This window comes from Vulcanococcus sp. Clear-D1, from assembly GCF_014654725.1.
Lineage (GTDB): Bacteria > Cyanobacteriota > Cyanobacteriia > PCC-6307 > Cyanobiaceae > Vulcanococcus.
Genome location: NZ_JACVZV010000018.1, coordinates 234,548 through 259,964 on the forward strand (window position 1 = coordinate 234,548; position 25,417 = coordinate 259,964).

Genomic DNA, 25,417 nt, shown 5'->3' on the forward strand with positions numbered 1-25,417 from the left:
GGGGCTGAGGACGTCAGTCCTCCCAATCTTCCTCGCTCTGCTCGTCGGCGGCGTTGTAATCCTCTTTCTCGCCCATCAGTGCGGAGAGCTCTTCCTCTTCCACAGTGCTCACATCGGTGCTGGCGGTTTCCTCATCCGCCACCAGGCGGCCGCTGCTTTCCAGCCAGCTCAGCAGATCGGGCTCTTCCCGCAGAGGCAGCACCGGAGCTGGCTCATTGCGGCCATAGCGGGTGAGCGACGGGTTGATCCCATCCAGCTGGCTGAGGCTTGTGCTGAGATTGCTGCTCATTGCTGACGGCTAGGGCTGCTATGGCGCGGACGGCTGGCGGCTGGGCTTGCACCCCAGCGTGGGCCAATCCGCCATCCTATCGGAGTCCCTCTCCGTGGCTGCCCTGGCTCACCCCGCCTTGCCCGTCTGGCGCTCCCTATTGGGGCCCTGGCTGTTGGCGCTCGGCCTGAGCGCTCTGCTGGTGGCGGCCGGCTGGCGCTGGCCAACGCCTCTGTTGCAGCAGGCCTGGGCCCAGGCTGATCCCGGGCGGCCGGCCCTGTTGGCGCTGCTGCTGGTGCTGCTGCCGCCGGCCCTGATGGCGGCCCTGCTGCTCGCTCGGATGCGGCGCCACCACGACAGGGGAGAATCGATCGATTGCGCGCACGGAGAGCATTGATGGGCAGGGCCAAGAAGGCGGTGCTGGCCTATTCCGGCGGTGTGGACACCAGCGTCTGCATCCCTTACCTGAAGAACGAATGGGGCGTGGAGGAGGTGATCACCTTCGCCGCCGACCTGGGCCAGGGTGATGAGCTCGAGCCGATCCGCCAGAAAGCGCTCGATTCCGGGGCCAGCCAATCGATCGTGGGCGACCTCATCGAACCCTTCATCCGCGAGTTCGCCTTCCCGGCGATCCGCGCTAACGCCCTCTATGAAGGCCGCTATCCCCTCTCCACCGCCCTGGCCCGGCCGCTGATCGCCCGCCGCCTGGTGGAGATCGCCCGCGAGGTGGGCGCCGATGCCGTGGCCCACGGCTGCACTGGCAAGGGCAACGACCAGGTGCGCTTCGATGTGGCCATCGGGGCCCTCGCCCCCGATTTGAAGGTGCTTACCCCCGCGCGCGAATGGGGCATGAGCCGCGAGGAAACCATCGCCTACGGCGAGCGTTGCGGTATCCCCTCGCCTGTGAGCAAGAAGTCGCCCTATTCAATCGATCTCAACCTGCTGGGCCGCTCGATTGAGGCCGGCCCGCTCGAGGATCCCAATGTGGAGCCGCCCGAGGAGATCTACGCCCTTACCGTGAGTGTGGATGCCGCTCCCGATCAGCCCCAGGTGGTGGAGATCGGATTTGAGCAGGGCAATCCCGTGAGCATCGATGGCGTGCGCCTTGATCCGGTGAGCCTGATTCGCCGCGCCAATGAACTGGCCGGCAGCCACGGTTTCGGCCGCCTCGACATGATAGAGAACCGGGTGGTGGGCATCAAAAGTCGCGAGATCTACGAAACCCCAGGTCTGCTGTTGCTGATCAAGGCCCACCAGGAACTGGAGAGCCTCACCCTCGCGGCCGATGTGCTGCGCAGCAAGCGCCAGCTGGAGCAGCAGTGGGCGGATCAGGTGTATCAGGGCCTCTGGTATGGCCCGCTCAAGGATGCCCTCGACGGCTTCATTGAGCGCACCCAGCGCACCGTGAACGGCACCGTGAAGGTGAAGCTGCACAAGGGCAACGCCACCGTGGTGGGCCGCAGCAGCGCTAATAGCCTTTACGTGCCCGACATGGCCACCTACGACGCCGGCGATCAGTTCGATCACCGCGCCGCTGAGGGCTTCATCTATGTGTGGGGTTTGCCCACTCGCCTCTGGGCTGCCAGCCAGCGCTGATCTGATCAAGCGGCGCGTGGGCCTCGGCGATCTGCCCGGCCCAGGCGCCGCATCGCCGGGCGGCTGGGGAGCTGCGGCAGGGCTGGGGCGCCGCTCGCCTCAGCCGTGGCGGGGTTGAAGCGCAAGCGCACCTCGCCGGGCACGGGCGCCAGCATCTGAATCTGCTGCCGCAGATCGGCGTTGTCGTCGAGCAGGCGTTCCTGCCGTTCGAGCACCGGTTGAAGGCGCTGCTCGAACTTCCGCTCAAAGATGTCTGGAAGCTCCTCCAGCAGGGCTTCCAATTCGGCAATCTGAAGTCGCGCTTCGGCCAGCTTGCGTTCAGCACTGGCCAGAGCCAGCTGCAGCTGGTGTTCGCTCAACTGGAAGCCAGAATCCTGAGCCTGTTCGGCTTCAGGTTGCACGTGCGGCTGATCGGTGCTGGCGTCGTCCACCGTTGTCAGCCCAGCCATAAAAAACCGACCAAACCTTAACCAAGGCCTGGTCGGGATTCAAGCTAAGGGAAGCGATCAGGCTTCGGTGGTCTGCAGGGCAGCGGCATCGCTGGTGGCCTGGGCCACGGGGCCGCTGCGGGGAGCCGGCAGGGGGCCGTCTTGCTTGACGGTCAGATAACGAATCACGTCTTCGGAGATGCGCATGGCCTTCTCCAGGGTGGCCACCTGCTGGCCGTCGCCGTTGTGGGCGAGCTGCACGTAGATGCCTTCCTTGTGCTTGGCGATGGGGTAGGCCAGACGGCGCTTGCCGCGCATCTGGCAATCCAGCACCTCAGCACCGGCTTCCGTCACCAGATCGCGGTACTTGGTGACGTGGGTCTCCACCTCTTCCTCCGGGATGTCCGGACGAAGGATGTACATCGTTTCGTAATAGGGCTGCGACATGGCTTGCGCGATCCGACGTGGACGCCGAAGGGAACGGTGGCTGGTGGGCCGGAGCTAGGCCCCTGCTCTCCAGCGGCGGATCGTCCACCCTACAGCTGCATGCGCACCGCTTCGGAGAGGCTCGGCACGTCGGCCTCTTTGCCGCGCACGCACTGCACCACGGCAAACACCAGCAGCACCAGCATCCCCAGAAAAACCGTGTTGGCCAGCGTGCGGCCAGCGAAGCCGAGGCTGCCGAGGCGCAGCAGCTGGAAGGCCAGTGAGAGCACCACCAGCACGATGTCGAGCAGGATCGCCTGCAGCACGTTGAAGCGCAGGAAGTAGGGGATGCGCGGGTTGCGCACCACCGCCAGGAAGAGCACCAGGAAGAGCAGGAAGCCGCCGAAGGGCACGTTGCGCTCCAGGAGCACCACGGGAATCGCCGGCAGCATCAGCCACTGCAGGGCTGGAAACAGGTTGTCGAGTGATTCACCGAAGGGCAGGGCGTCGCTCCAGGGCAGCAGGTAGGCCAGCACTGCCAGGAATCGCTGCCACCAGGGGATGTCGCCCATCGCGCTCACGCCATTGCGCAGAGGTTATGGCAGCTGCTCGAGCAGTGCCTGGCGCATGACCGCCACCGGTACATCGCTGCGGCCGCTCCAGAGCCGCAGGGCAGCGGCACCTTGCTCCACCAGCATCTCCAGGCCATCGAGGCTGTGGCAGCCCCGGGCGGCAGCGCGTTGCAGCAGTTGGGTGGGCCGCGGGGTGTAGATGATGTCGTAGACGCAGCAGCTGGGCTGCAGGGCAGACAGCTCTGGCTTGCTCAGCGGGCAGGCCTCGGCGGCGGCGGGATTGCTGGCCGAGGCCATGCCCACCGGGGTGGTGTTCACCACCAGATCTGCTGCCGCCAGCACGTCTGCCAGAGCAGGGCTGTCGCTGGCCCAGGGCAACGCCTGGAGCTGCGGTGCCCAGGCCCGGCAGTCCGCAAGGAAAGCCTCCAGAGCCTCAGGTCGCCGCCCTGCCAGATGGATCTCGGCGAAGCCCAGCTCCACCAGCCCCGCAACCACGGCCCGGGCGCTGCCGCCGCAGCCCAGCACCACCGCGCGCTTGCCGCTCCAGCTGGTCCCGCCGCGCCGCAGCGGCGCGCAGAAACCCTCTACATCGGTGTTGGTGCCATGCCAGCCGCCGCCGGCCATGGGCACCAACACGTTCACCGCCCCGAGCCGCTGCGCGAGGGGACTGAGCTCACGGGTGAGGGCCGCCACGCTGTGCTTATGGGGGATGGTCACGTTGAGGCCGCGGCAGTCCATGGCCTCCAGCCCCCGCACCACTGTGGCCAGCTCCGTGGAAGGAGCTGGCAGCGCCAGGAACACCCAGTCCAGTCCCATCGCCTGCAGCGCCGCGTTCTGCATCACCGGTGAAAGCGAGTGGTGCACCGGGTTGCCGAGCACCCCCACAAGCGCCGTGGTACCGCGAATGCTGGGGAGGCCGCTCACGCTGGGTCGGGTGCTGTTCGGCAACCACACCTAGCCCTGACTGGGGCCTGCTGTTGAGGATGCCTCCAGTTCAGAGGACAGTCATGGGCAAGGTTGTCGGTATCGACCTTGGCACCACGAACAGCTGCGTGGCAGTCATGGAGGGCGGCAAGCCCACCGTGATCGCCAATGCCGAGGGCTTCCGCACCACGCCCTCTGTGGTCGCCTACACGAAAAACCAGGATCAGCTGGTGGGTCAGATCGCCAAACGTCAGGCGGTGATGAACCCGGAGAACACCTTTTATTCGGTGAAGCGCTTCATCGGCCGCCGCGTCGATGAGGTGAACGAAGAGTCGAAGGAAGTGAGCTACGGCGTGGAGAAGGCCGGCTCCAACGTGAAGGTGAAGTGCCCGGTGCTGGGCAAGCAGTTCGCCCCTGAAGAGGTGAGCGCCCAGGTGCTGCGCAAGCTGGCGGAAGACGCTGGCAAGTATCTCGGTGAAACCGTCACCCAGGCGGTGATCACCGTTCCGGCTTACTTCAACGACTCCCAGCGCCAGGCCACCAAAGACGCCGGCAAGATCGCTGGCCTCGAGGTGCTGCGCATCATCAACGAGCCCACCGCGGCTGCGCTGGCCTACGGCCTCGACAAGAAGAGCAACGAGCGCATCCTGGTGTTCGACCTGGGCGGCGGCACCTTCGACGTGTCCGTGCTCGAGGTGGGCGATGGGGTGTTCGAGGTGCTCTCCACCTCCGGCGACACCCACCTGGGCGGCGACGACTTCGACAAGGTGATCGTGGATCACCTGGCCGACACCTTCAAGGCCAACGAAGGGATTGATCTGCGCCAGGACAAGCAGGCCCTGCAGCGCCTCACCGAGGCCGCTGAGAAGGCCAAGATCGAGCTCTCCAGCGCCACCCAAAGCGAGATCAACCTGCCGTTCATCACGGCCACCCCTGAGGGTCCCAAGCACCTCGATCTCACCCTCACCCGCGCCAAGTTCGAGGAGCTGGCTTCCAAGCTGATCGACCGCTGCCGCGTGCCGGTGGAGCAGGCGCTCAAGGACGCCAAGCTCTCCTCCTCCGAGCTCGATGAAGTGGTGATGGTGGGTGGTTCCACCCGCATCCCCGCGGTGCTGGAGCTGGTGAAGCGCATCACCGGCAAGGACCCCAACCAGACCGTGAACCCCGACGAGGTGGTGGCCGTGGGTGCCGCCATCCAGGGCGGTGTGCTCGCCGGTGAGGTGAAGGACATCCTGCTGCTGGACGTCAGCCCCCTCTCCCTGGGTGTGGAGACCCTGGGCGGTGTGATGACGAAGATGATTCCCCGCAACACCACGATCCCCACCAAGAAGTCGGAGGTGTACTCCACGGCTGTCGATGGGCAGACCAACGTGGAAATCCACGTGCTGCAGGGCGAGCGCGAGATGGCCAGCGACAACAAGTCGCTTGGAACCTTCCGCCTCGATGGCATCCCCCCCGCTCCCCGTGGCGTGCCTCAGATCGAAGTGACCTTCGACATCGATGCCAACGGCATCCTGAGCGTGACCGCCAAGGACAAGGGCAGCGGCAAGGAGCAGAGCATCTCGATCACCGGTGCTTCCACCCTCAGTGACAACGAGGTGGAAAAGATGGTGAAGGACGCCGAAGCCAACGCCAGCGCCGACAAGGAAAAGCGCGAGCGCATCGACCTGAAGAACCAGGCCGAAACCCTGGTGTATCAGGCCGAGAAGCAGCTGGGCGAACTGGGCGACAAGGTGAGCGCCGAGGACAAGAGCAAGGTGGAGGCTTCTTCCGCCAAGCTCAAGGAGGCGATCGAGAAGGAGGACTACGACACCATGAAGTCCGAACTCGAGATCCTGCAGCAGGCCCTCTACGCCGCTGGCGCTGCTGTGTATCAGCAAGCTGCTGGCGCTGAAGGCGCCGCCGCCCCCGGCGGCAACGGCAGCGGTGGCGCTGAATCCGCCAGCGACGATGTGATCGACGCGGAGTTCACCGAGAGCAAGTAACGCCTAACGGGCGCTGTGCTCTAACCGAGAACCCCGGCTGCGGCCGGGGTTTTTTATTGGCCGCGCGCCAGCCAAAAAAAGAGACGGGTGTGAGCCCGTCTCTGAGGTTCTCCCTTGCCCGACCCGATGGAGGTCGTGAGCGGACGATGCCGCGGACTCAGGGGCGCTGATGTCTTCGTTGGTACCAGTTGAACAAGCGTTCGGTTGCGCTGGCCTCAGTTGCCGATTTTGGCGACAGCCGCCTTTGCCTTCTCGATCACCGGGGCGGGCATGGTCACGTAGCCGAGCTGGGGCGCCTGGGCCTGGGCCTGCTCAGACAGCATGAAGTTGAAGGCCTTGCGCAGCAGATCGGCCTTGGTGCCATTGCCGTTCTGATAGGCCAGGATCCAGGTGAAGGTCACGATCGGGTAGCCCTTGATCGGGTTGGGGTTGCCGCCGATCAGGTCGGGACCCAGATCGATCGAACCGAGCGCTTCGCTTTCGCTCTCGCTGCTGGGCTTCACCACTTGCCCTGAAGCATTGGTGAGAGCAGCGGCCTGCAGCTTGCCTTTCACGTAGGCCGATTCCACGTAGCCCAGGCCGCCCTCCACCTGGTTGAGCTGGGCTGCGACCCCTTCATTGCCTTTGGCGCCTACACCGGTAGGCCAAGCCACGGTCTTGGAGGTGCCGGGGCCGTTCTTCCAGGCGTCGGAGATGGCGGCCAGGTGCTTGGTGAAGTTGTAGGTGGTGCCGGAGCCGTCGGAGCGGTGCACCACGGTGATCTTTTGATCGGCGCAACCCAGCTGGCTGTAGTTGGTGATCTTGCCGAGGAAGATGTCAGCCAGCTGCTGCTGGCTCAGCTTGAGGTCGCAGCCGGCGTTGTTGTAGGCCACGGCGATCGCGCCGGCCGTCATCGGGATCTGGAGCACACCGCGGCTCACCTTGGCGATCTCGTCCGCCTTCATCGGTGCATCGGAGGCCGCGAAATCCACCGTGCCGGCGGTGAACTGACGCACGCCGGCGCCCGAGCCCACCGATTGATAGTTCACGCGCACCCCTTGGCCGGCCAGCTCCTGGAACCAGCGCTGGTAGATGGCTGCCGGGAAGGAGGCGCCTGCCCCGGCCAGATTGCCGGCGGGGCCGCTGCCGCCACCCACGGAACAGGAGGCCAGGCTCAGGCCAGCCGCCACTCCGGCCAGGCCGATGAGCACACGTGCGGTGGTGGTGCGTCGCATAGTCAGAGAAGGTGGCTAAGCCGTTCCAGCTCAGTTTGACCCAGCGGTTGCAGGCCGTTCAGGCACTCGGCTGCTCCAGCTGCTGTAGCACCCAGGCGGCCGTGGCAGGGGCCAGCAACACGCCATTGCGGTAGTGGCCGCTGGCGAGCAACAGGCCCGGTTCGAGCTGCTCCAGCAGTGGGGCCGGCCGGTCGTCGGGCCGGGCGCGCAGGCCCTGCCAGTGGCGCAACGGCTCGGCTTCGCGCAGCCAGTCGGGCCCATGGCCCCCGAGATGGCGCAGCTCGGCCAGGGCTTCGGGGCTGCCATCGCTCAGCCCCGGCTCCACCGTGGCGCCCAGCCAGAGCCGCCCTCCGGGGCGGGGCACCAGGTTGATGCCATCCCAGCTCACGCTTCCCGGCCAGCGCTCGGCATCACAGCCTGCCGGCAACTGCAGCTCCAGGGCCTGGCCCAGCACGGGGCTTTGGGGCCGGCTGTGGCCGAGCGGCTGCAGCAGCTGTGGACTGCCCAGCCCGGCAGCCACCACCAGCCAATCGCTGCAGTAGAGGCCGGCATCGGTGTGGATGCGCCAGCGCTCCTCGCAGCCACTGCTTGCCCGTTCCAACTGTTCAACGCAGGCTGCCTCGGTGAGCAGCCCGTGCCGGCGCCCGTCTTGAAGCAGGGCCTGCATGGCTGGGAGAGGATCGATCTGCCCGTCTTCCGGTGAAAGCAGCGCTCCGCTGGCTGCAGCCGGAAGGGCGGGTGTGAGCTCCTGCAGTTCAGCCCGGTTGAGCAGCCGCAGGGGCAACCCCTGTTTCTGGCGCTCTTCGCCTAGCCGGGCCTGGGCGAGCCACTCCTGCTCGTTGCTGGCTAGCTGCAGCAGGCCAGGGCGCCAGGGGATGGGATGGCCCCTGTGCTCCAGGAGCTGCCGCCATTGCTGCCAGAGCGCCAGGGATTGCTGCCGCAGCCGCCAACCCCGGCCGCTGCTGCGCCGGAAGATCTGCGCCATCAGCAGACCCAGGGCAGCGCTGCTGCCGGCCTGGCTCGATTGGCCCTGGGCGAGGGCTGGATCGATCAGCTGCACCTGATGGCCGTGCTGGCAGAGCAGCCAGGCCACAGAAAGGCCCACCACGCCGGCGCCGATCACGGTGATCGACGTGGGCCGGCGGGTGGGCTCTGGTGCCGTGATCGGGATGGGAGAAGCGATCAGGCCTGCTTCAGATCAGCTTGCACTTGAGCCGGCAGCACCTGGGCGTAGAGGCCGAAGCCGCTGGCCACCTTGATGTAGGCCTTGCTCAGCTTGTTGGCGTCCTGCAGGCGGGCGGCTTCATCGAGTTCAGCCAGGGCTTCCTTGAGGGCGTCAGCACGCTTGGTGGCTTCAGGGCGCTCAGCCGGCAGCAGGCGCTGGTTGATGTAGAGCATTTCGCGGCCCACTTCCTGCATCGGGCCGTGGATCAGGTTGCGGGTGAAGGTCCAGTCGCGCTCGTTCACGAGGGTGGCGAGCTCGGGCAGGCGATCGCGGGCGGCCAGGAAGCCTTCAGCCTGGCGCTCGATCACGGCGATGTCGTCAGCGCTGAGGGTGGGAGCCTTGGCTTTCCCGCCGCTGCAGGCGGTGAGGCCGAAGCTCAGCACCAGCGCCAGGGCCACAAGGGCCAGGCTGCGCAGGGCGGATGAGAACCGGGTTGTTAGCGCGGACATCGTCTGAGCAGCCATGGAATTGGAGCTTGATTCGGGGACTTTACCCAGGGGTTTTGGCTCTGAAGCGCTTGTGAGGTGAGCTGCAACTGGCTGTGTGCAACAGGCCGGCAGAATTCAGCCTTTCCAGGGCTGCGCCCCGCCTCGCCATGACGGCTGCCACGGCCATCCTTCAGATGATCTGCCCGGATCAGCCCGGCCTGGTGCGGGAGCTTTCCGGCTGGGTTGCCGCCAATGGCGGCAACATCGTGCATGCCGACCACCACAGTGACCAGGGAGCTGGTCTGTTCCTGAGCCGTCTTGAGTGGCAGCTGGAGGGTTTCGGTTTGCCCCGCGAGGCCATCTGCCCTACTGCCAAGGCCTTGGCTGATCGGCTGGGGGGCAGTTACAAGGTGAATTTCTCCGACTACCGCACGCCAACGGCGATCTTTGTCAGCAAGCAAGATCACTGCTTGCTGGATTTGCTCTGGCGCACCCGCACCGGCGAGCTGCCGATGCAGGTGCCACTCGTGATCGGTAATCACCCGGATCTCGGTTCGATCGCTGAAGAGTTCGGCGCACGCTTTGAACATGTGCCGATCAGCAATGCCAACCGCGAGGAGGCCGAAGCCCGGCACCTGGAGCTGTTGGCGGAGCACGGCATCGAGCTGGTGATCCTGGCCAAATACATGCAGGTGCTCACGCCGCGTTTCCTGGCGGCCTTTGACCCCCCAGATGCCTTCCACCGGGTGATCAACATTCACCATTCCTTCCTGCCGGCCTTCATGGGCGCGCAGCCTTATCACCGCGCCTGGGAGCGGGGCGTGAAATTGATCGGCGCCACCGGCCACTACGTGACCGAAGAGTTGGATGCCGGCCCGATCATTGCCCAGTCGACGGTGAATGTGAGCCACCGCGATGAGGTGGACGATTTGATTCGCAAGGGCCGCGATACCGAGCGCCTCGCCCTGGCTCGGGCGGTGCGTCTGCATCTCAAACGTCAGGTGATGGTGTACCGCGGTCGCACGGCGGTGTTCGAGTGAGCGCCCCCCGTTTGCTTGCGCGCCTGGATGCCGGTCGGCCCCCCCAGGCTGATGCCCTTGGCTGGCGTTGTTTTCAGCTGGCTGTGTTTGTGCTGCCCGCCAGTGCCCTGTTCGCGGGCCTGCTGTTGCTGGTGCCGCTGATCCAGGGCAGTCGTCGCCGTGCCCCCTGGTGGCATGACCGCGTCAATGTGTTGTGGATGCTGACTGCGGCCCTGATGGTGGTCGGAGCGGTTGCGCTGACCTTCCGCTCCCAGGAGGTGCCGGACTATCCGGTGTCGCTCGCCTGGTTTGGACTGTTCAACTGGCTGCCCTTTTTCTGGGCCTTCTGGGCTTTTCAGCCCTATCTGGCCGATGGTGCAGCACGGCGCCGGGTGGCTCTGGCTCTGGTGGCTGGCACGGTGCCGGTGCTGGCGACGGGTTTGGGACAGCTGTTGCTGGGCTGGCATGGCCCCTGGCAGATCTTGGGTGGTGCCGTGATCTGGCACCTCAAGGAGGGCGGCAATCCCACTGGCCGGCTGTCTGGTCTGTTCGATTACGCCAACATCACGGCTGCCTGGCTGGCGTTGAGCTGGCCTCTGCTGCTGGCGGCGCTGATCAGTTGCTGGCGCCGTTGGCGTGACCGCCTGGCCGGTAGTGGCTGGCGTCTGTTGGTGGTGTTGCTGCTGGTGGTGGCGCAGGTGGCTTCGATGGTTCTCACCGATTCCCGCAACGCCTGGGGTGTGATGGTCACAGCGGTGCCACTGGTGGCGGGGCCGGCCAGCTGGATCTGGATGCTGCCGTTGCTGGCGCTCGCTCTGCTGCCTGTTGCGCTGGCCACCCTGCCTGGTGTGCCGGCGCTGCTGCAGGATCCCGCCCGCGCGGTTGTGCCCCAGTCGATCTGGGGGCGCCTCAATGATTTCAACCACCACGGTCACCGCAAGCTTGCGTCGCTGCGCATTACCCAGTGGTCCGTGGCAGCCAGCCTGATTGCCGAGCGTCCGTGGCTGGGCTGGGGGGCGGCGGCCTTCAGCGTGATTTATCCCTTGCGCACCGGTCGCTGGCATGGCCACACCCACAACATCTCCATCGACCTGGCCTTCAGCTACGGCCTGCCGGTGGGCGTGTTGGTGGTGGGCCTGGTGCTCTGGCTACACATCCGCGGCGTGCGTCAGGGGATGCTCCAAGGACCGGTGTTCGATCGGGCCTGGTGGACCGCCGCCTTCATGCTCGCAGTGCTTCACGCCACGGATATCCCCACGTACGACAGCCGCGTCAACATCGCGGGCTGGATCCTGCTGGCAGGCCTGCGCTGCTGGAGCCGTTAGGCCAGGGCATCCTGCTGGTGCTTCACCAGGGTGCTTTTGGGGAGTGGGCCTTCCAGGTGCTCCCAGGGCAGCACCCGTTCGGTGCTCCAGCAGGTGTGAATCACGTCCTCCCAGGCGGGAGGCAATGGCTCAGAGCCTGAAGCCTCGCCCTCGCGCACAGCGCGGTAGGCCTGCTTCCAGCCTCCAAGGCTTTCGTGGCGGCCACGGGCCGCGGCGATCACCGGTGCCAGGCGCCGGTCACTGCGCGACAGCAGCGCCTGGATCACGCTCCAGCCGTAGCTCTCCGGCCGCAGGTCGATGCCTTTGGGTTTGAGCCGTTTGCCCAGCAGCTTCAGGCGCTTCTCGGCTTCGGGCCGCACGCCCTGCCACTGGAACGGGGTGTGGGCCTTGGGCACAAACGTGCTTACCCCGAGCGACAGCCGAAGCCCGGGAGTGGCTTTCTTCAGGGCCAGCAGCAGCTCCGCGGTGGCCTCCACATCGGCTTCCTCTTCGCTGGGGAGACCCACCATTCCGTAGAGCTTCAGCCCGCTCAGGCCACCTTCCTTGGCGTAGCGGGCGGCTGCATAGATCTCCTCGGTGGCGAGCTTTTTGTTCACCACCTCGCGCATGCGCTCGCTGCCGCTCTCGATCGCGATCGTGAGCGATTTGCTGCCCCGTTTGGCCAGGATCCGCCCCAGCTCGGGCGTCACCGTGGCGGCCCGCACCGAGCTCACGCTCACCCGCGTGGCCTCGAAACGGTCTTGATCGAGCCACTGCAGCAGATCGGCAAACTGCGGGTGCTGGGTCACCGAGGCTCCCAGCAATCCGAGGCGTTGGGTGGCGGTGAGGCCCTTTTCCACCGCGGGGATCAGGCCGTCGTCGAGGCTCGGTGTGCGGAAGGGCAGGGTGAGGTAGCTCGCCAGGCAAAAGCGGCAGAGCTCCGGGCAGCTGCGCACCACCTCCACCATGTGGATGGAAGGCCAGGCCGCCTCCGGTGTGATCACCGTGGAGTGGCTGAGGGTGTTGCCCCGCCAGGTTTGTTTGGCCACCGTGGCGGGGATGCCAGCTTCGATCGGCTCCATGGCCAGCAGCTCACCCTCACTGCCATAGCGGGGGACATACAGCGCCGGTACATAGACACCCGGCACCTGAGCCAGCTGCCGCAGCCGCTCGGGCCGCGATGCACTGCGGCATTCCTGCAGCGCATCGATGAAGGCGGGAAGCAGCAGCTCGCCATCGCCCAGCAGCACCGCATCGAAGAAGGGCGCCAGGGGTTCGGGGTTGGCGGTGAGCACCGGACCGCCCCCAAACACGATCGGATCCTCATTGCCTCGCTCAGCGGCCCAGAGGGGGATGCGCTGCTGCTCCAGCAGATCGAGCAGCACCGGACCATCCAGCTCCCAGCTCAGCGACAGCCCGAAGAGGTCGCAGTGGCGGTGCGGAGCGTCGCCCTGGTCGGTGAACAAGCGCCGCACATCCACATCGGTGCGCTGCGCCAGGGTGGCCCACACCACCTGATACCCCAGGCTTGTGATCCCCACCGTGTAGGTGCTGGGGAAGGCCAACACTGCCCGCAGCGCCCCGGCGGCCGGGGCGGCGGGTTCAAACAGCAGGGTTTCCTGGTTCAGAGTTTTGGCTTAGACCTCGGCCAACACTCTCGCTTCCTGCTCCGCGCTCACCACGCGGCCGCTGTCTTCAAAGCCTTCGATTTGATCGAAGTTGAGGTACCGGTAGAGCTCGGCGCCGCGGGGGTCGATCTTGGCGGCGGCAATCGCCAGGTATTGCTCCTTGGTGGGGATTCGGCCCAGCTGGGCGCACACCGCCGCCAGTTCAGCGCTGCCGAGATACACCTGGGCGCCGTTACCGAGGCGGTTGTTGAAGTTGCGGGTGCTGGTGGAGAACACGGTGGTGTTGTCCTCCACGCGGGCCTGGTTGCCCATGCAGAGCGAGCAGCCGGGCATCTCCATGCGGGAGCCGGCCTTCTCGAAGATGGCGTAGTAGCCCTCCTGCTTGAGCATCTCCTCATCCATGCGGGTGGGCGGGCACACCCAGAGGCGGGCGCTGTTCTCGCCCTGGCCTTCCAGCACCGTGGCGGCGGCGCGGTAGTGGCCGATGTTGGTCATGCAGGAGCCGATGAACACCTCATCGATGCGATCGCCCGCCACCTCGCTCAGCGTCTTCACGTTGTCGGGGTCGTTGGGGCAGGCCAGGATCGGCTCGGTGATCTCGTCGAGGTTGATCTCGATCACGGCGGCGTATTCGGCGTCGGCGTCGGCCTCCATCAGCACCGGGTTCTCGAGCCAGGCTTCCATCGCCTTGATGCGGCGGGCCAGGGTGCGCTCATCGCTGTAGCCGCGGGCAATCATGTTCTTGAGCAGCGCCACGTTGCTGCGCAGGTATTCGCTCACCGTTTCCACGGAGAGCTTGATGGTGCTGCCGGCGCAGGAGCGCTCGGCGGTGGCATCGGTGAGCTCAAAGGCTTGCTCGAGCTTGAGATCGGGCAGCCCTTCGATCTCCATGATCCGGCCGCTGAAGATGTTCTTCTTGCCGGCTTTCTCCACGGTGAGCAGCCCCTGCTGGATCGCCACGTAGGGAATCGCGTTCACCACATCGCGCAGGGTCACACCCGGCTGCAGCGAGCCGGAGAACTTCACCAGTACCGATTCGGGCATGTCCAGCGGCATGGCGCCGATGGCGGCCGCGAAAGCCACCAGGCCCGAGCCGGCGGGGAAGGAGATGCCCAGGGGGAAGCGGGTGTGGCTGTCGCCGCCGGTGCCCACGGTGTCGGGCAGGAGCATGCGGTTGAGCCAGCTGTGGATGATGCCGTCGCCGGGGCGCAGGGCCACGCCGCCGCGGGAGCTGATGAAGTCGGGCAGTTCAGCGTGGGTTTTGAGGTCCACGGGCTTGGGATAGGCCGCGGTGTGGCAGAAGCTCTGCATCACCAGATCGGCGGAGAAGCCCAGGCAGGCCAGCTCCTTCATCTCATCGCGGGTCATCGGCCCGGTGGTGTCCTGGGAGCCCACGGTGGTCATCAGCGGCTCGCAGCTGGTCCCCGGGCGCACACCCGCCAGGCCGCAGGCCTTGCCCACCATCTTCTGGGCCAGGGTGAAGCCCTTGCCGCTGTCGGCCGGGGCCGTGGGGCGGATGAACAGATCGCTGGCGGGGAGGCCCAGCTGGGCGCGCACCTTGTCTGTCAGCGAGCGGCCGATCAGCAGGGGGATGCGGCCGCCGGCGCGCACCTCATCGGTGATCGTGCTGGGCTTGAGCTCGAAGCGGGCCACGATCTCGCCGGCGGCCGGCTCCCCGGCGGCGCGCTCGATCGTGCCGGCGTAGGGGCGGATCGTGATCACATCGCCCGAGTTGAGGGCGGTCACGTCGCATTCGATCGGCAGGGCGCCGGAGTCTTCGGCGGTGTTGAAGAAGATGGGCGCGATCTTGCCGCCGAGCACCACGCCGCCGCTGCGCTTGTTGGGCACATGGGGGATGTCGGTGCCGGTGTGCCAGAGCACCGAGTTGATGGCGGATTTGCGGGAGCTGCCGGTGCCCACCACATCACCCACGTAGGCCACGGGGTGGCCCTTCTGCTTCAGCTCGGCGATCAGATCCAGGCCGCCGGGCATGCGGGTTTCCAGCATCGCCGTGGCGTGCAGGGGGATGTCGGGGCGGGTGGTGGCGTGGGTGGCCGGCGACAGATCGTCGGTGTTGGTTTCGCCCTCCACCTTGAACACCGTCACGGTGATCTCCGCGGGCAGCTCCGGCTTGGCGGTGAACCACTCGGCATTGGCCCAGCTGTCGATCACCCGCTTGGCGTACGGGTTGCTGGAGGCCAGCTCCAGCACATCGTTGTAAGCGTCGTAAACGAGCAGGGTGCGGCTGAGGCCCGTGGCGGCGGCCTCGGCGATGGCGGTATCACTGCTCGAGAGCAGCTCGATCAGTGCGCCCACGTTGTAGCCGCCGATCATGGTGGCGAGCAGGTTCACCGCCTCTACAGGGCTCACCAGCGGGCTGGTGGTCTTGCCCTGGGCCACGGCGCTCAGCCAGTCCGCCTTCACGTAGGCGGCTTCATCCACACCGGGTGGGATGCGCTCGGAGAGCAGGTGCAGCAGGAAGGCCTCTTCGCCGGTGGGCGGTGCCTGCAGCAGCTCCGTGAGGTCCTGGCACTGGGCGGCCGTGAGCGGCAGGGCCGGGATTCCCAGGGCTTCACGTTCCGCAGCGGCGGCGCGGTACTCGGCAAGGAAGCTGCTGGCAACCATCGGCGTAAGGGGCCCCTGCGGACCTGACGAACTGTGACGTGACACCCATTGTTCTTTGCCGCCTTGCCTTGCTCTGGTGGCAACGGCTGCAATCGGGCTTTTAGGCTTCCCTATCCCCCTGCCCCTGCGCGGCTGCCGGCATGATCTCCACCTCTGATCTCCACGTGGTGGAAACCAGGCCCCTGGTGGCGCCGGCGCTGCTGCACCGCGAGCTGCCCCTGGGTGATGGAGCGGCGGCCACGGTGCGTGAGGCGCGCGAGCGGATCAAGGCGATCCTCCGGGGCGACGACCAGCGCTTGCTGGTGATCGTGGGCCCCTGCTCGGTGCACGACGTGGACGCCGCCAAGGAGTACGCGGCCGCCATTGCCCAAGAGCACGAGCGCCACCGCGATCAGCTGGAGGTGGTGATGCGTGTGTATTTCGAGAAGCCCCGCACCACCGTGGGTTGGAAGGGGCTGATCAATGACCCCCACCTCGATGGCAGCTACGACATCAACACCGGCCTGAAGTTGGCCCGCGGCCTGCTGCTGCATCTGGCGGAGATGGGCCTGCCGGCCGCCACGGAGTTGCTGGATCCGGTGGTGCCCCAATACATCGCTGATCTGATCAGTTGGACTGCGATTGGTGCACGCACCACCGAGAGCCAGACCCACCGCGAAATGGCCTCGGGGCTCTCGATGCCGATTGGCTTCAAAAACGGCACCGATGGCAGCGCCAGCACCGCCATCAATGCGATGGAGGCTGCTGCACGCCCCCACCATTTCCTGGGCATAAACAAAGAAGGCAGCGCCGCGATTGTGACCACCACCGGCAACCCCGATGGCCACCTGGTGCTGCGGGGCGGTAAGCAGGGCACCAACTTCCACACGGAAGCGATCGAAGCGGCGGCGGCGGCCCTGGAGAAAGACGGCCTACCCGCCCGGGTGATGGTGGATTGCAGCCACGGCAACTCCAACAAGGACTACCGCCGTCAGGGCGAGGTGGCCGCGGCGGTGGCGGAGCAGCTGCGCGCTGGCTCACCCCATGTGATGGGCGTGATGATCGAGAGCCATCTGGTGGCTGGTAACCAGAAGATCCCGGCGGATCTCTCGCAGCTCACGTACGGCCAGAGCATCACCGATGCCTGCATCGATCTGGGCTCCACCCGTGAGGTGCTGGCGGAGCTGGCTGGGGCGGTTGCGCAGGCGAAAAGCAAGTTTGCAGCACTGGTTTGAGCATGTGCCGAGGTGAATTAGCACTCGCTTGTTGGGAGTGCTAATTCACAGCGAAGTTTCAAACTGTTTGGCGTGAACAGCGCCCTGATCGGCGCTGCGTAGCTTTGATTCAGTCGCAATCAGGAGGTCTGCTGATGACCTATCTCCTGCAGTTCTGTGGCGTGTCTGATCCCTTGCAGCTCTTCTATCTCGAGCAGAGCAGTGCGAGCGATGGGCAGGGGCCTGCCTTTGCGGGCTTTCGCCCCTTCCAGCTCGATGCGTTGCTCGGCTGGGCGCTGGATACGGCCCGGGGGCGTGGTTGGGAGCTTGATCTGATCCACACCACCGTGGTGGATGTGTGGTTGGAGCGCGCTGAAGCGATCCGTCAGTGGCAGTTGCGCCTGTTGGCGGAGCCCGATGACCGCCGCTTGGTGGCTGGTCTGGGCACCCAGCACGACTGGGAGCGGCGCTGCGAGGCGATGCTTTTGGCCTGAGTCCGGCGTCAGTGCGCCCAGTGCTGCCAGAGCAAGCCGGCGCTGAGGGGGACACTGAGGTTGTCGATGCCGAAACTGCTGCCTTGCTCGAGGGCCGTGGCCAGCAGTGCGATCGCGATGAGCTGGGGCCAGGCCGGCGCGGCGATGCCCTGGCTATGGGCCATCAGCTGCAACAGGATCAGCACCGCCAGTGCTCCCCCACCCATGGCCAGGGTGCCGGCCAGGGATTTGCCTTGACCCAGCACGCGCCAGCGGGGTGAGCGCAGCTGAGGCCCAACCAGCCCGGCCAGGCCATCGCCAATCGCCATCACCAGCACGCCGGCGGCGACGGCCAGGGGCTGATGCGGCCAGAACAGCGCGAGCAGGATCGCGATCGAAGCGCCGTAGGCAACCGTGCCGTAGCTGTGCCGATCGACATCCTCCACCGCGGCCAGCAGCCTGAAACGGTGATTCAGAGCCGTGGCCAGGGTGACCGCGATGGCGGCGGGCAGTGCCACCCAGCGAGCGATTCCAAGCCCCCAGGCCAGCAACACCACTGGGCCTGTGCCGATGTGCACCACCTTGCGGCTCCATTCCCGTTGCTCGGGAAAGCGATGGCGCACAGCAAGAGCAGTAGCCACCACAACGGCGAGCCACAGAAGCACCCCGACGATGCCAGTGAGCTGTTGAATCAGAACCGGGGTCAAGGGCGCAGGCTCAGGCAGCCTGCTGATAATTGGTCATCATGCGCAGCTTGAGAATGGCCTTGGCTTCCAGCTGCCGCACCCGCTCGCGCGACACGTTGATCTGACGGCCGATTTCAGCGAGGGTGAGCGGCTCATGGCCCTCGAGGCCGAAGCGCAGCTCGATGATGCGCCGCTCCCGCTCATTGAGCTGCGACAGCCAGGTGCCGAGGTGCTCCTTCTGCAGGTTGCGGTCCATGGAATCCATGGACTCGTTGCTGTTGGGATCGGCGATCAGCTCGCCCAGAGTGCTGCGGTCGTCGTCGCCGCGGGCATGGGCGTCGAGGGAGGCGCAGGGCGCGCTCTGGGAGATCAGATCTTCGAGTTCTTCGGGAGCCATGCCCATGGCATGGGCGAGCTCGAGCCGATTGGGTTGCCGGCCGAAACGGTGCGAGAGCTCCCGGGTGATCCTCCGCATCTTGGAGAGCTTTTCGCTCACATGGATCGGTAGACGAATGGTGCGGGCGCTGTTGTCGATGGCGCGCGTCATCCCCTGCCGGATCCACCAGTAGGCGTAGGTGGAAAATTTGTAGCCCATGGCGGGGTCGAATTTGTCGACCGCGCGCTCCAGGCCGATGGCACCTTCCTGCACCAGATCAAGCAGTTCGAGGCCCTGGTTCTGATACTTCTTCGCCACGCTCACCACCAAGCGCAGGTTGGCGGCCATCATCCGATCGCGAGCTCGGCAGCCCATGCGGATCTGGTGCTTCTGGCGCGGTGTGAGTTGATCGCTGGGCAGCTCCTGCAGCTGCTTCATCGCTTGCACGTGATGGGCTAGTTCGATCTCTTCGGCGGGGGTGAGCAGCGGCACGCGGCCGATGTTGCTCAGATACCAGCCGATCGAATCAGCACTGAGCCGACCTCCCTGGCGTGAGGCGCCGTTTCGGGTGGTTGTTCTGTTGCTCGTCGGCCCGGAAGCTGTGGCGTTGTTGGCATCCATGGCGTCGAAACCAGCGGCGTTGGGCTGGGCAGTGGAGGGAGGTTGAGGTCTGTTGGAGTGGCGAGACATGCTCTTTGCTCCGACCTCGAATTGATTTGGCCGGAATGTAGCAGGTTTGCTAACTCGAGTCTGCCGCGAATCGGAAGACTTACTGCAGCATTTTCGTTGGAATTTCTTCTTGTTTGTATCGGTGTTTACAGCTAGGTGTCGCTGCCGGATGCGTTGCGGTGCCAGCCATCGATCAAGCCTGCCTGAACGGCCACGTTCTCCTCGTCGGGGATGCGGCGCACGAAGCTGCCGTCGGGCTGCATGTCCCAGGCGGTGCAGTTGTCCGCCAGATAGGCGTCGATCAGGTTGAGGAGCTTCTGGTGGAGGGTGGCCTCTTCAATCGGCACCACAGCTTCTACCCGGCGATCGAGGTTGCGCCCCATCCAGTCGGCACTGCCGATGTAGGCCTCGTCGTTGCCGCCATTGGCGAACCAGAAGAGGCGTGAGTGTTCGAGAAAGCGACCGATCACGCTCGACACGCGGATGTTGTCGCTGACGCCTTCCACGCCAGGGCGCAGGCTGCACATGCCGCGCACCACCAGATCGATCTGCACCCCGGCTTGGGAGGCCTCATACAGCAGGCCGATGATGCGCGGATCCACCAAGGCGTTCATCTTGGCCTTGATCCCGGCGGGTCTGCCGGCACGGGCGTGTTCGGTTTCGCGTTGGATCAGCTCCTGCATGCGCCGCCGCAACGTGACCGGTGCCACCAGCAGCCGGCGGAATTCCTGCTGCTTGGAGAAGCCGGTGAGGTAGTTGAACAGCTCGGCGAGGTCTTGGCCCAGTTCAGGCCGCGCCGAAAGCAGCCCGAGATCGGTGTAAAGGGTTGAGGTGCGGGAGTTGTAGTTGCCGGTGGCGATGTGGCAGTAGCTGCGCAACTTCTCCTTTTCTTTGCGCACCACCAGGGTGATTTTGGTGTGGGTCTTCAGCCCGATCACGCCATACACCACGTGCACGCCGGAGCGCTCCAGCTGCCGGGCCCACTGAATGTTGTTGTCTTCATCGAAGCGAGCTTTGAGCTCCACCAGGGCCATCACCTGTTTGCCGTTTTCGGCGGCGCGGATCAGGGCCGCGATGATCGGCGAATCCTTCGACACCCGGTAGAGCGTCATCTTGATGGCGAGCACCGAGGGGTCGTCGGCGGCCTGGTTGATGAACTCCTCCACAGAGGTGGAGAACAGATCAAAGGGGTGATGCAGCAGCACATCGCCGCGGCGCAGCACCGAGAAGATGCTCTCGAATTCTTCAGCCTTGATGGAGCCGTCTTCCAAGAGGCCCTTCTGGGCGCGGGCCAGAACGGCTGGGGTGCGGCCGCGATGGGGCTTGTCCTTGAGCTTGGGCAGCGGCACGCTCATCAGGCTCATCAGGTCGTCGAGGCCGAGCGGGCCATTCACCCGATAGAGGTCGGCCGGCTCCACACCTGTGCCCTCCAGCAGCAGATCCACCACGTCCTGCGGCATCTCATCGGCCACTTCCAGGCGCACCACCTCACCGCCCATGCGCCGCTTGCGCAGGCCCTGTTGCAGGGCCTCCATCAGATCGTCGGCTTCGAGGTCGCGCAGTTCCAGGTCGGCGTCGCGGGTGACACGGAAGAAGTAGTGGCCTTCCACGGTCATGCCGGGGAAGAGCAGCTGCAGGTTGAACGCCACCACCTGCTCCAGCGGCACCGCGGTGTACACCGGTGTGGGGGCGTGGTCGCTCAGCTCCACCGGCAGTTGGACGAAGCGCGGCAGGTTTTTCTGCGGCACCTTCACCCGTGCGAACTGCTGTTGGCCTGATTCGGGATCACGAATCAGCGCCGCAATGTTGAGGCTGAGGTTGCTGATGAAGGGGAAGGGATGGGCCGGGTCGACCGCCAGTGGGGTGAGCACCGGGAAGATGGCGTTCTGGAAGTAGGTGTTGATCCACGCCTGCTGCTTCTTGTTGAGCTTCGCGTAGTCGATCAGGTGCACCCCAGCTTCAGCCAGTTGGTGCTTGAGGTAATGGCGGTAATGGGCTTGCTGCTGGCTGAGCAGCGGTGCCAGGGCCTCGCGCACCTTCACCAGCTGTTGGCTGGGTGTGAGGCCGTCGTCGCTGAGGGTTTGAACGCCGGCTTCGATCTGTGACTTCAATGAAGCCACACGCACCATGAAGAATTCGTCGAGGTTGTTGCTGAAAATGGCGCTGAATTTCGCCTGCTCCAGCAGTGGCGTGTGTTCGCTCAGCGCCTGGGCCAGCACCCGTTGGTTGAAGGCCACCCAGCTGAGCTCCCGGTTGATGTAAAGCTCGGGAGCCACTGCGGGTTCAGCCATTCAGCACCGATCAACCTGATTGAGCAAATTAGCAATCAGGTTGGGCTGTTTTGCGTGCCCTCGCCACTTGACGGCAGGCCTCCTGCCACCAGCGATGCCACGCCCATCAGCAAGGCGATGCCGAGCCAGAAGGGGCTGCGCTGGCCGAGCAGGTCGTAGCTGAAGCCGGCCAGCGGTGGGCCGATGAAGCTGCCCAGGCTTTGCAGACCCTGCAGGCTGCCCAGGGCTGCGCCCTGGCCGCTGTCTCCCAGCCGGCGGGACACCAGCGCCCGCAGGCTCGGCGTGACCAGACCGGTGCCCAGGGCCAGGATCGCCACGGCGCTGAACACCACGGCAGCGGCGTTGTCGGCGCGGGCCAGGGGGATCAGCAGGCAGCCCACGATCACAAAGCCCAGCCCCGCCAGGGTGAGCCTGTATTCACCGAACCGCTTGACCAGTGGGCCGATCAGGCCGCCCTGCACCACCGTGGCCACCACGCCCACCACCAGGAACGCGGTGGTGGCCAGCCCAGGCCCCCAGTTGAACACCTGTTTGAAATAGAGCACCAACACGGCGGTGAAGCCGTTGAACGCCAGGAAGAAGAGGAAAAAGGCAGCGCAGAGGCGGCGGACCTGCGGGTTCGTGAACACCCGCTTGAGGGCAACCAAGGGATTGAGATCCCGTTTGCGCGGCATCGCCTGACGGGCCTCCGGCGGATGGGTTTCCGGCAGCACGGTGAGCACCAGCACCAGGTTCATCAGCGCAAAACCGGTGGCCACCCACACCGGCAGGGTGACGCTGAAGCCCGCGAGCAACCCGCCGAAGGCTGGCCCGAGGATGAAACCCAGCCCGAAGGCCACGCCGATCAGGCCAAAGGCCTTGGCCCTGTTCTCTGGGGTGGAGATGTCGGCCAGCACGGCGCCGGCGGTGGCGGCGGTGCCGCCGCTCACCCCGTCGATTAGACGGCCCCCAAACAACAGGGCCAGGGGGATCAGGCTGCCGGCGGCCCAGGGGATGGCCTGCCAATCGATGCTGAGGGTGATGGCGAACAGCCCGAGCCCAAGCACGGATCCAGCCACGCAGGCGGCGATCACCGGTTTGCGGCCGTAGCGGTCGCTCAGGGCGCCGATCAGGGGAGTGAAGGCGAACTGCGCCAGGGCGTAGCTGCCCGCCAGCAGGCCCAGGGTCCGGCCGTTGCTGGTGAAGCTCGCCAGCAGAAACGGCAGCAGCGGAAACACGATGCTCTCCCCCAGCCGATCGTTCAGCAGCGTGACGAACGCGCAGAGGCTGGTGGAGGGGCGGCTCCAGCGCATGGGGATGGGCCCGGGTGTGGGCTCACCATCCCATGCGGAATGCGGCGACTATCGGAAGCGCTTGAGCAGCTGGTTCCACAGCAGCGCAAAGCCGGTGGTCTGCTGAGGGCGCTGACTGTGATGTTGCGGGGCGCTCATCACAAACCCACCCACCATCGAAAAGGAGCCGCTCCCGCTTTTTACAAGCATCTGACAACCCTCAAGGTGCTGGGAAAGGTAGAGCGGTTGCGGGGTTGCTTCCACCCGATACGGAAAGTCTTTGGTTTTCTCAGCAACGTGCTGCAAGCCGATCAGGATGGTGGGCGATTGCTTGCAGCCTCAGCTATGCCGCCGGAGTTGCCGTCAACGTCCCTCAGCCATCTCAACGCCGCCGGCGAGGTGCACATGGTGGAGGTGGGAGAGCGGCCGGCCACCCGCCGCGAAGCGCGGGCTCAAGGGCTGATCGTGATGCGCCCGGAGGTGTTGGCTCTGGTGCTGGAGGGCCGTGCTCCCAAGGGGGATGTGTTGGCGGTGGCTCGGGTGGCGGCGATCCAGGCCGCCAAGCGCACCTGGGAGTTGATCCCCCTGTGCCACCCGATCGCCTTGAGCGGCGTGGAGGTGGCGATTGAGCCCAGCGCCGATGGCAGCGGCCTGCGCTTGGAGGCCAGCGCTCGCACCACCGGCAGCACTGGGGTGGAGATGGAGGCTCTGACGGCCGTCCAAGTGGGCTTGCTCACCCTCTACGACATGCTCAAATCCGCCGACCCGGCGATGACGATCAGCGGCGTGCGCTTGCTGAGCAAGAGCGGCGGCCGCCATGGCGACTGGCAGTGCGATGACTGAGCCCTACGGCCGTGAAGGCCTGCCGCTGGAGCAGGCCCGCGCTCAGATCTTGGAAGCGTTGCAGCCCCTGGGGCTCGAGGAAACGCTGCCGCTCACGCAGGCCCTCGGCCGCACCACAGCGGCTCCCCTGGTGGCTGCCGCTGCGGTGCCCGGTTTTCGGGCCTCCATCATGGATGGGTATGCCATTGCCGGCGGGGCCCAGCCCGAGCCAGGCCAGCAGTGGCGGTTGGTGGGGGCCTCAGCCGCCGGCGCGCCCTATGGCAGGGCGCTGGCTGCCGGTGAAGCGGTGCGCATCCTCACCGGAGCGGTGGTGCCGGAGGGCAGTGAACGGGTGCTGCCCCAGGAGTTGGTGGCGCTGGAGGGTGAGCACCTCGCACTAGTGAAATCCTGCGGACCCAACGCCTGGATTCGTCAACCCAGCGAGGAGGCTGCCCCAGGCCAGGAGCTGGTGCCGGCGGGTCAGCGGCTGGGGGTGGCTGATCTAGGGCGCCTCGCCAGTTGCGGCGTGCAGCAGCTGCAGGCGACGCGCCGGCCACGATTGGGCCTGTTGATCAGCGGGGATGAATTGCTGCCGCCCGGTACGGAGCGTGGCCCGGGCCAGATCTGGGAGAGCAATTCGGCCTTGCTCACGGCGTTGCTGCAGCGGCTGGGATACACCGTTGCCGATCGGCGCGTGGTGGTGGATCAGCCGGAACCGTTGCGTGCTGCTTTGCGGGAGCTGGCGCAGGAGTGTGACGTGGTGGTGAGCACGGGTGGCGTGTCGGCCGGCGATAGCGATTGGATCCGGCCGCTGGTGGAGGAGTTGGGAGCGGTGCGCTTCTGGAAGCTGTTCCTGAAACCCGGACGGCCCTTTGCCTGGGGACAGGTGGCGGGGGTGCCCTTTTTGGGGCTGCCGGGCAACCCGGTGGCGGCAGCGATCACGGCGTTGCAACTGCTCTGGCCGGCGCTGCAACGGCTTGAGGGTGCTGAGCTGCAGCTGTTGCCGCGGCTGAAGGTGCGGCTGGAGGCCCCGCTGCGCCGTGGTGCCGGGAGGCCTGAGCTGGCCCGGGCTCAGTTGGCGGTGGCGGCCGATGGCGGGCTCTGGGCGCGCATTGAAGGCTCGCAGGCCTCCTCCCGCATCGGTTCGCTGCAGGGCGCTGATCTGCTGTTGGAGATCCCGGCGGAGCTGGGGGCCCTGGAGGCGGGCACGGAGCTGTGGGCGCAGCTGTTGCGTTTGCCTGTGTTTTGAGTTCAGAGCGGTGTGTTGCCGCTGAGCCATTCGCTGCTGCCGTCGGCGCGCCACTCGCGCTTCCAGAAGGGTGCGTGGTGTTTGAGGGCCTCCAGGAGTTCCTGGCAGCAGCGCTGGGCCGGGCCGCGGCGGTCGGCGCCGATGGCCACCAGCACGATCGCTTCGCCTGGGAGCACCCGGCCAATGCGGTGCTGCACCAGGCAGCTGATCACCCCATGGCGGTTGCAGCAATCGAGGGCGAGCCGCTCCAACTGCAGCTCGGTCATGCCGGGGTAGTGCTCGAGCTCGAGGGCTTCCAGCTCACGGCCATCCGCGGCTACGCCACGCACCCGGCCGATAAAGAAAGCCTCAGCGGCACTTTGAACGTTGCTTCTGTGCTGTTGCTCGTCCTGCCAACGCGTCAGCACAACGAGCGGCTCGAAGCCGGTGCTGTGGAGATCGATCCTGAGCTGCATGGCTTCAGCCTCAGCCTCCGCTGATGGGTGGCAGAAAGGCGAGCTCATCGCCGGGCTGCAGGGGGGTGTCGGCGTCGGCGAATTGCCGGTTGATCGACACTCGGACCGCTTGATCGAGATCGCCGGGCAGCTGCAACTTCAACCACAGCTGACGGGGTGTGAGCCTGGCATCGTCGTTTGGGTTTGCCGGCCACTGTTGTTCAGCCCAGCCGGCCTGTTCGCAAAGCCCAGCGAACAGCAGGATCCGGATCTCTCCCGCACATGGTTCAGCCATGAACACAACGCTAACC

General features: G+C 65.9%; 25 protein-coding genes. 9 read left to right on the top strand and 16 right to left on the bottom strand.

Annotated features, from left to right (window positions below; all coding sequences use genetic code 11):
• Nucleotides 1–13: 13 nt before the first annotated feature.
• The gene (locus tag H9532_RS08055; protein WP_296367181.1) at nucleotides 14–289 is read right to left on the bottom strand and encodes a DUF3134 domain-containing protein; all 276 of its coding nucleotides are present in this window, start codon (nucleotides 287–289) and stop codon (nucleotides 14–16) included.
• Between the two features lie 94 nt (nucleotides 290–383).
• Between H9532_RS08055 and H9532_RS08060 the strand changes: the two genes are divergently transcribed.
• Nucleotides 384–665, top strand: coding sequence for a hypothetical protein (locus tag H9532_RS08060; protein WP_296367183.1), 282 nt, complete (start codon nucleotides 384–386; stop codon nucleotides 663–665).
• On the top strand, nucleotides 665–1,864 hold the full coding sequence (locus H9532_RS08065; protein ID WP_296367185.1) for an argininosuccinate synthase: 1,200 nt from the start codon (nucleotides 665–667) through the stop codon (nucleotides 1,862–1,864). Before H9532_RS08060 ends, H9532_RS08065 begins: the two co-directional genes overlap by 1 nt.
• A 5-nt stretch (nucleotides 1,865–1,869) precedes the next feature.
• Here H9532_RS08065 and H9532_RS08070 read toward each other — a convergent pair whose 3' ends face one another.
• The 4 genes from H9532_RS08070 to H9532_RS08085 form a co-directional block, all read right to left on the bottom strand.
• Complete coding sequence (locus H9532_RS08070) at nucleotides 1,870–2,313, bottom strand: hypothetical protein (protein ID WP_296367187.1); 444 nt, start codon at nucleotides 2,311–2,313, stop codon at nucleotides 1,870–1,872.
• Nucleotides 2,314–2,370: 57 nt separating this feature from the next.
• Nucleotides 2,371–2,739 (bottom strand): 30S ribosomal protein S6, encoded by a 369-nt coding sequence (gene rpsF / locus H9532_RS08075; RefSeq protein ID WP_010312774.1) that lies wholly within the window; start codon nucleotides 2,737–2,739, stop codon nucleotides 2,371–2,373.
• Between the two features lie 89 nt (nucleotides 2,740–2,828).
• Nucleotides 2,829–3,290, bottom strand: a complete 462-nt coding sequence (locus tag H9532_RS08080) for a Tic20 family protein (protein WP_296367191.1) — start codon at nucleotides 3,288–3,290, stop codon at nucleotides 2,829–2,831.
• 24 nt (nucleotides 3,291–3,314) lie between these two features.
• Nucleotides 3,315–4,214: a shikimate dehydrogenase gene (locus tag H9532_RS08085; RefSeq protein WP_296367193.1), complete on the bottom strand. Its 900-nt coding sequence runs from the start codon at nucleotides 4,212–4,214 to the stop codon at nucleotides 3,315–3,317.
• A gap of 83 nt (nucleotides 4,215–4,297) precedes the next feature.
• On the opposite strand from H9532_RS08085, the gene dnaK reads away from it, so the two are divergent.
• Nucleotides 4,298–6,199, top strand: a complete 1,902-nt coding sequence (dnaK, locus tag H9532_RS08090) for a molecular chaperone DnaK (protein ID WP_296367194.1) — start codon at nucleotides 4,298–4,300, stop codon at nucleotides 6,197–6,199.
• 215 nt (nucleotides 6,200–6,414) lie between these two features.
• Here the strand turns inward: dnaK and pstS are convergent, their stop codons facing one another.
• The 3 genes from pstS to psbQ are packed head-to-tail and all read right to left on the bottom strand — an operon-like array spanning nucleotide 6,415 to nucleotide 9,087.
• Nucleotides 6,415–7,413 (bottom strand): phosphate ABC transporter substrate-binding protein PstS, encoded by a 999-nt coding sequence (pstS, locus tag H9532_RS08095; RefSeq protein WP_296367195.1) that lies wholly within the window; start codon nucleotides 7,411–7,413, stop codon nucleotides 6,415–6,417.
• Nucleotides 7,414–7,471: 58 nt separating this feature from the next.
• Nucleotides 7,472–8,536: an FAD-dependent oxidoreductase gene (locus tag H9532_RS08100; protein ID WP_296367197.1), complete on the bottom strand. Its 1,065-nt coding sequence runs from the start codon at nucleotides 8,534–8,536 to the stop codon at nucleotides 7,472–7,474.
• A gap of 59 nt (nucleotides 8,537–8,595) precedes the next feature.
• Entirely contained in the window at nucleotides 8,596–9,087 is a 492-nt protein-coding gene (gene psbQ, locus H9532_RS08105; RefSeq protein WP_296367199.1) for a photosystem II protein PsbQ, read from the bottom strand.
• A 146-nt stretch (nucleotides 9,088–9,233) separates the two neighbouring features.
• On the opposite strand from psbQ, the gene purU reads away from it, so the two are divergent.
• Nucleotides 9,234–10,106, top strand: a complete 873-nt coding sequence (gene purU / locus H9532_RS08110; protein ID WP_296367200.1) for a formyltetrahydrofolate deformylase — start codon at nucleotides 9,234–9,236, stop codon at nucleotides 10,104–10,106.
• A gap of 11 nt (nucleotides 10,107–10,117) precedes the next feature.
• Nucleotides 10,118–11,410, top strand: coding sequence for an O-antigen ligase family protein (locus H9532_RS08115; protein WP_296367457.1), 1,293 nt, complete (start codon nucleotides 10,118–10,120; stop codon nucleotides 11,408–11,410).
• Here the strand turns inward: H9532_RS08115 and H9532_RS08120 are convergent.
• Together H9532_RS08120 and acnB are read right to left on the bottom strand one after the other, a co-directional pair.
• Nucleotides 11,407–12,957, bottom strand: a complete 1,551-nt coding sequence (locus H9532_RS08120) for a radical SAM protein (protein WP_296367202.1) — start codon at nucleotides 12,955–12,957, stop codon at nucleotides 11,407–11,409. The genes H9532_RS08115 and H9532_RS08120 overlap by 4 nt on opposite strands.
• Nucleotides 12,958–13,026: 69 nt before the next feature.
• Nucleotides 13,027–15,642: a bifunctional aconitate hydratase 2/2-methylisocitrate dehydratase gene (acnB, locus tag H9532_RS08125; protein WP_296367206.1), complete on the bottom strand. Its 2,616-nt coding sequence runs from the start codon at nucleotides 15,640–15,642 to the stop codon at nucleotides 13,027–13,029.
• Nucleotides 15,643–15,782: 140 nt separating this feature from the next.
• On the opposite strand from acnB, the gene H9532_RS08130 reads away from it, so the two are divergent.
• Both H9532_RS08130 and H9532_RS08135 read left to right on the top strand, forming a co-directional pair.
• On the top strand, nucleotides 15,783–16,856 hold the full coding sequence (locus H9532_RS08130; RefSeq protein ID WP_296367208.1) for a 3-deoxy-7-phosphoheptulonate synthase: 1,074 nt from the start codon (nucleotides 15,783–15,785) through the stop codon (nucleotides 16,854–16,856).
• Between the two features lie 134 nt (nucleotides 16,857–16,990).
• Nucleotides 16,991–17,329, top strand: coding sequence for a hypothetical protein (locus H9532_RS08135; RefSeq protein ID WP_296367210.1), 339 nt, complete (start codon nucleotides 16,991–16,993; stop codon nucleotides 17,327–17,329).
• An 8-nt stretch (nucleotides 17,330–17,337) separates the two neighbouring features.
• On the opposite strand, the gene H9532_RS08140 is transcribed toward H9532_RS08135, so the two are convergent.
• From H9532_RS08140 to H9532_RS08155, 4 genes are all read right to left on the bottom strand, one after another.
• The gene (locus H9532_RS08140) at nucleotides 17,338–18,015 is read right to left on the bottom strand and encodes a dolichol kinase (RefSeq protein WP_296367212.1); all 678 of its coding nucleotides are present in this window, start codon (nucleotides 18,013–18,015) and stop codon (nucleotides 17,338–17,340) included.
• Nucleotides 18,016–18,025: 10 nt separating this feature from the next.
• Nucleotides 18,026–18,991, bottom strand: coding sequence for an RpoD/SigA family RNA polymerase sigma factor (locus H9532_RS08145; RefSeq protein ID WP_296367459.1), 966 nt, complete (start codon nucleotides 18,989–18,991; stop codon nucleotides 18,026–18,028).
• Nucleotides 18,992–19,191: 200 nt separating this feature from the next.
• Nucleotides 19,192–21,330, bottom strand: a complete 2,139-nt coding sequence (gene ppk1, locus H9532_RS08150) for a polyphosphate kinase 1 (RefSeq protein ID WP_296367214.1) — start codon at nucleotides 21,328–21,330, stop codon at nucleotides 19,192–19,194.
• 35 nt (nucleotides 21,331–21,365) lie between these two features.
• Nucleotides 21,366–22,622 carry an MFS transporter gene (locus H9532_RS08155; protein WP_296367215.1) on the bottom strand — a complete coding sequence of 419 codons (1,257 nt, stop codon included), beginning with the start codon at nucleotides 22,620–22,622 and terminating at the stop codon, nucleotides 21,366–21,368.
• 324 nt (nucleotides 22,623–22,946) lie between these two features.
• On the opposite strand from H9532_RS08155, the gene moaC reads away from it, so the two are divergent.
• Nucleotides 22,947–23,444 carry a cyclic pyranopterin monophosphate synthase MoaC gene (moaC, locus tag H9532_RS08160; protein WP_296367217.1) on the top strand — a complete coding sequence of 166 codons (498 nt, stop codon included), beginning with the start codon at nucleotides 22,947–22,949 and terminating at the stop codon, nucleotides 23,442–23,444.
• Nucleotides 23,437–24,672, top strand: a complete 1,236-nt coding sequence (locus tag H9532_RS08165; protein WP_296367220.1) for a molybdopterin molybdotransferase MoeA — start codon at nucleotides 23,437–23,439, stop codon at nucleotides 24,670–24,672. Before moaC ends, H9532_RS08165 begins: the two co-directional genes overlap by 8 nt.
• Before the next feature lie 2 nt (nucleotides 24,673–24,674).
• Here H9532_RS08165 and H9532_RS08170 read toward each other — a convergent pair whose 3' ends face one another.
• Together H9532_RS08170 and H9532_RS08175 are read right to left on the bottom strand one after the other, a co-directional pair.
• Complete coding sequence (locus tag H9532_RS08170) at nucleotides 24,675–25,127, bottom strand: molybdenum cofactor biosynthesis protein MoaE (RefSeq protein ID WP_296367222.1); 453 nt, start codon at nucleotides 25,125–25,127, stop codon at nucleotides 24,675–24,677.
• A 10-nt stretch (nucleotides 25,128–25,137) separates the two neighbouring features.
• Nucleotides 25,138–25,401 (bottom strand): MoaD/ThiS family protein, encoded by a 264-nt coding sequence (locus H9532_RS08175; RefSeq protein ID WP_296367224.1) that lies wholly within the window; start codon nucleotides 25,399–25,401, stop codon nucleotides 25,138–25,140.
• Nucleotides 25,402–25,417 lie beyond the last annotated feature (16 nt).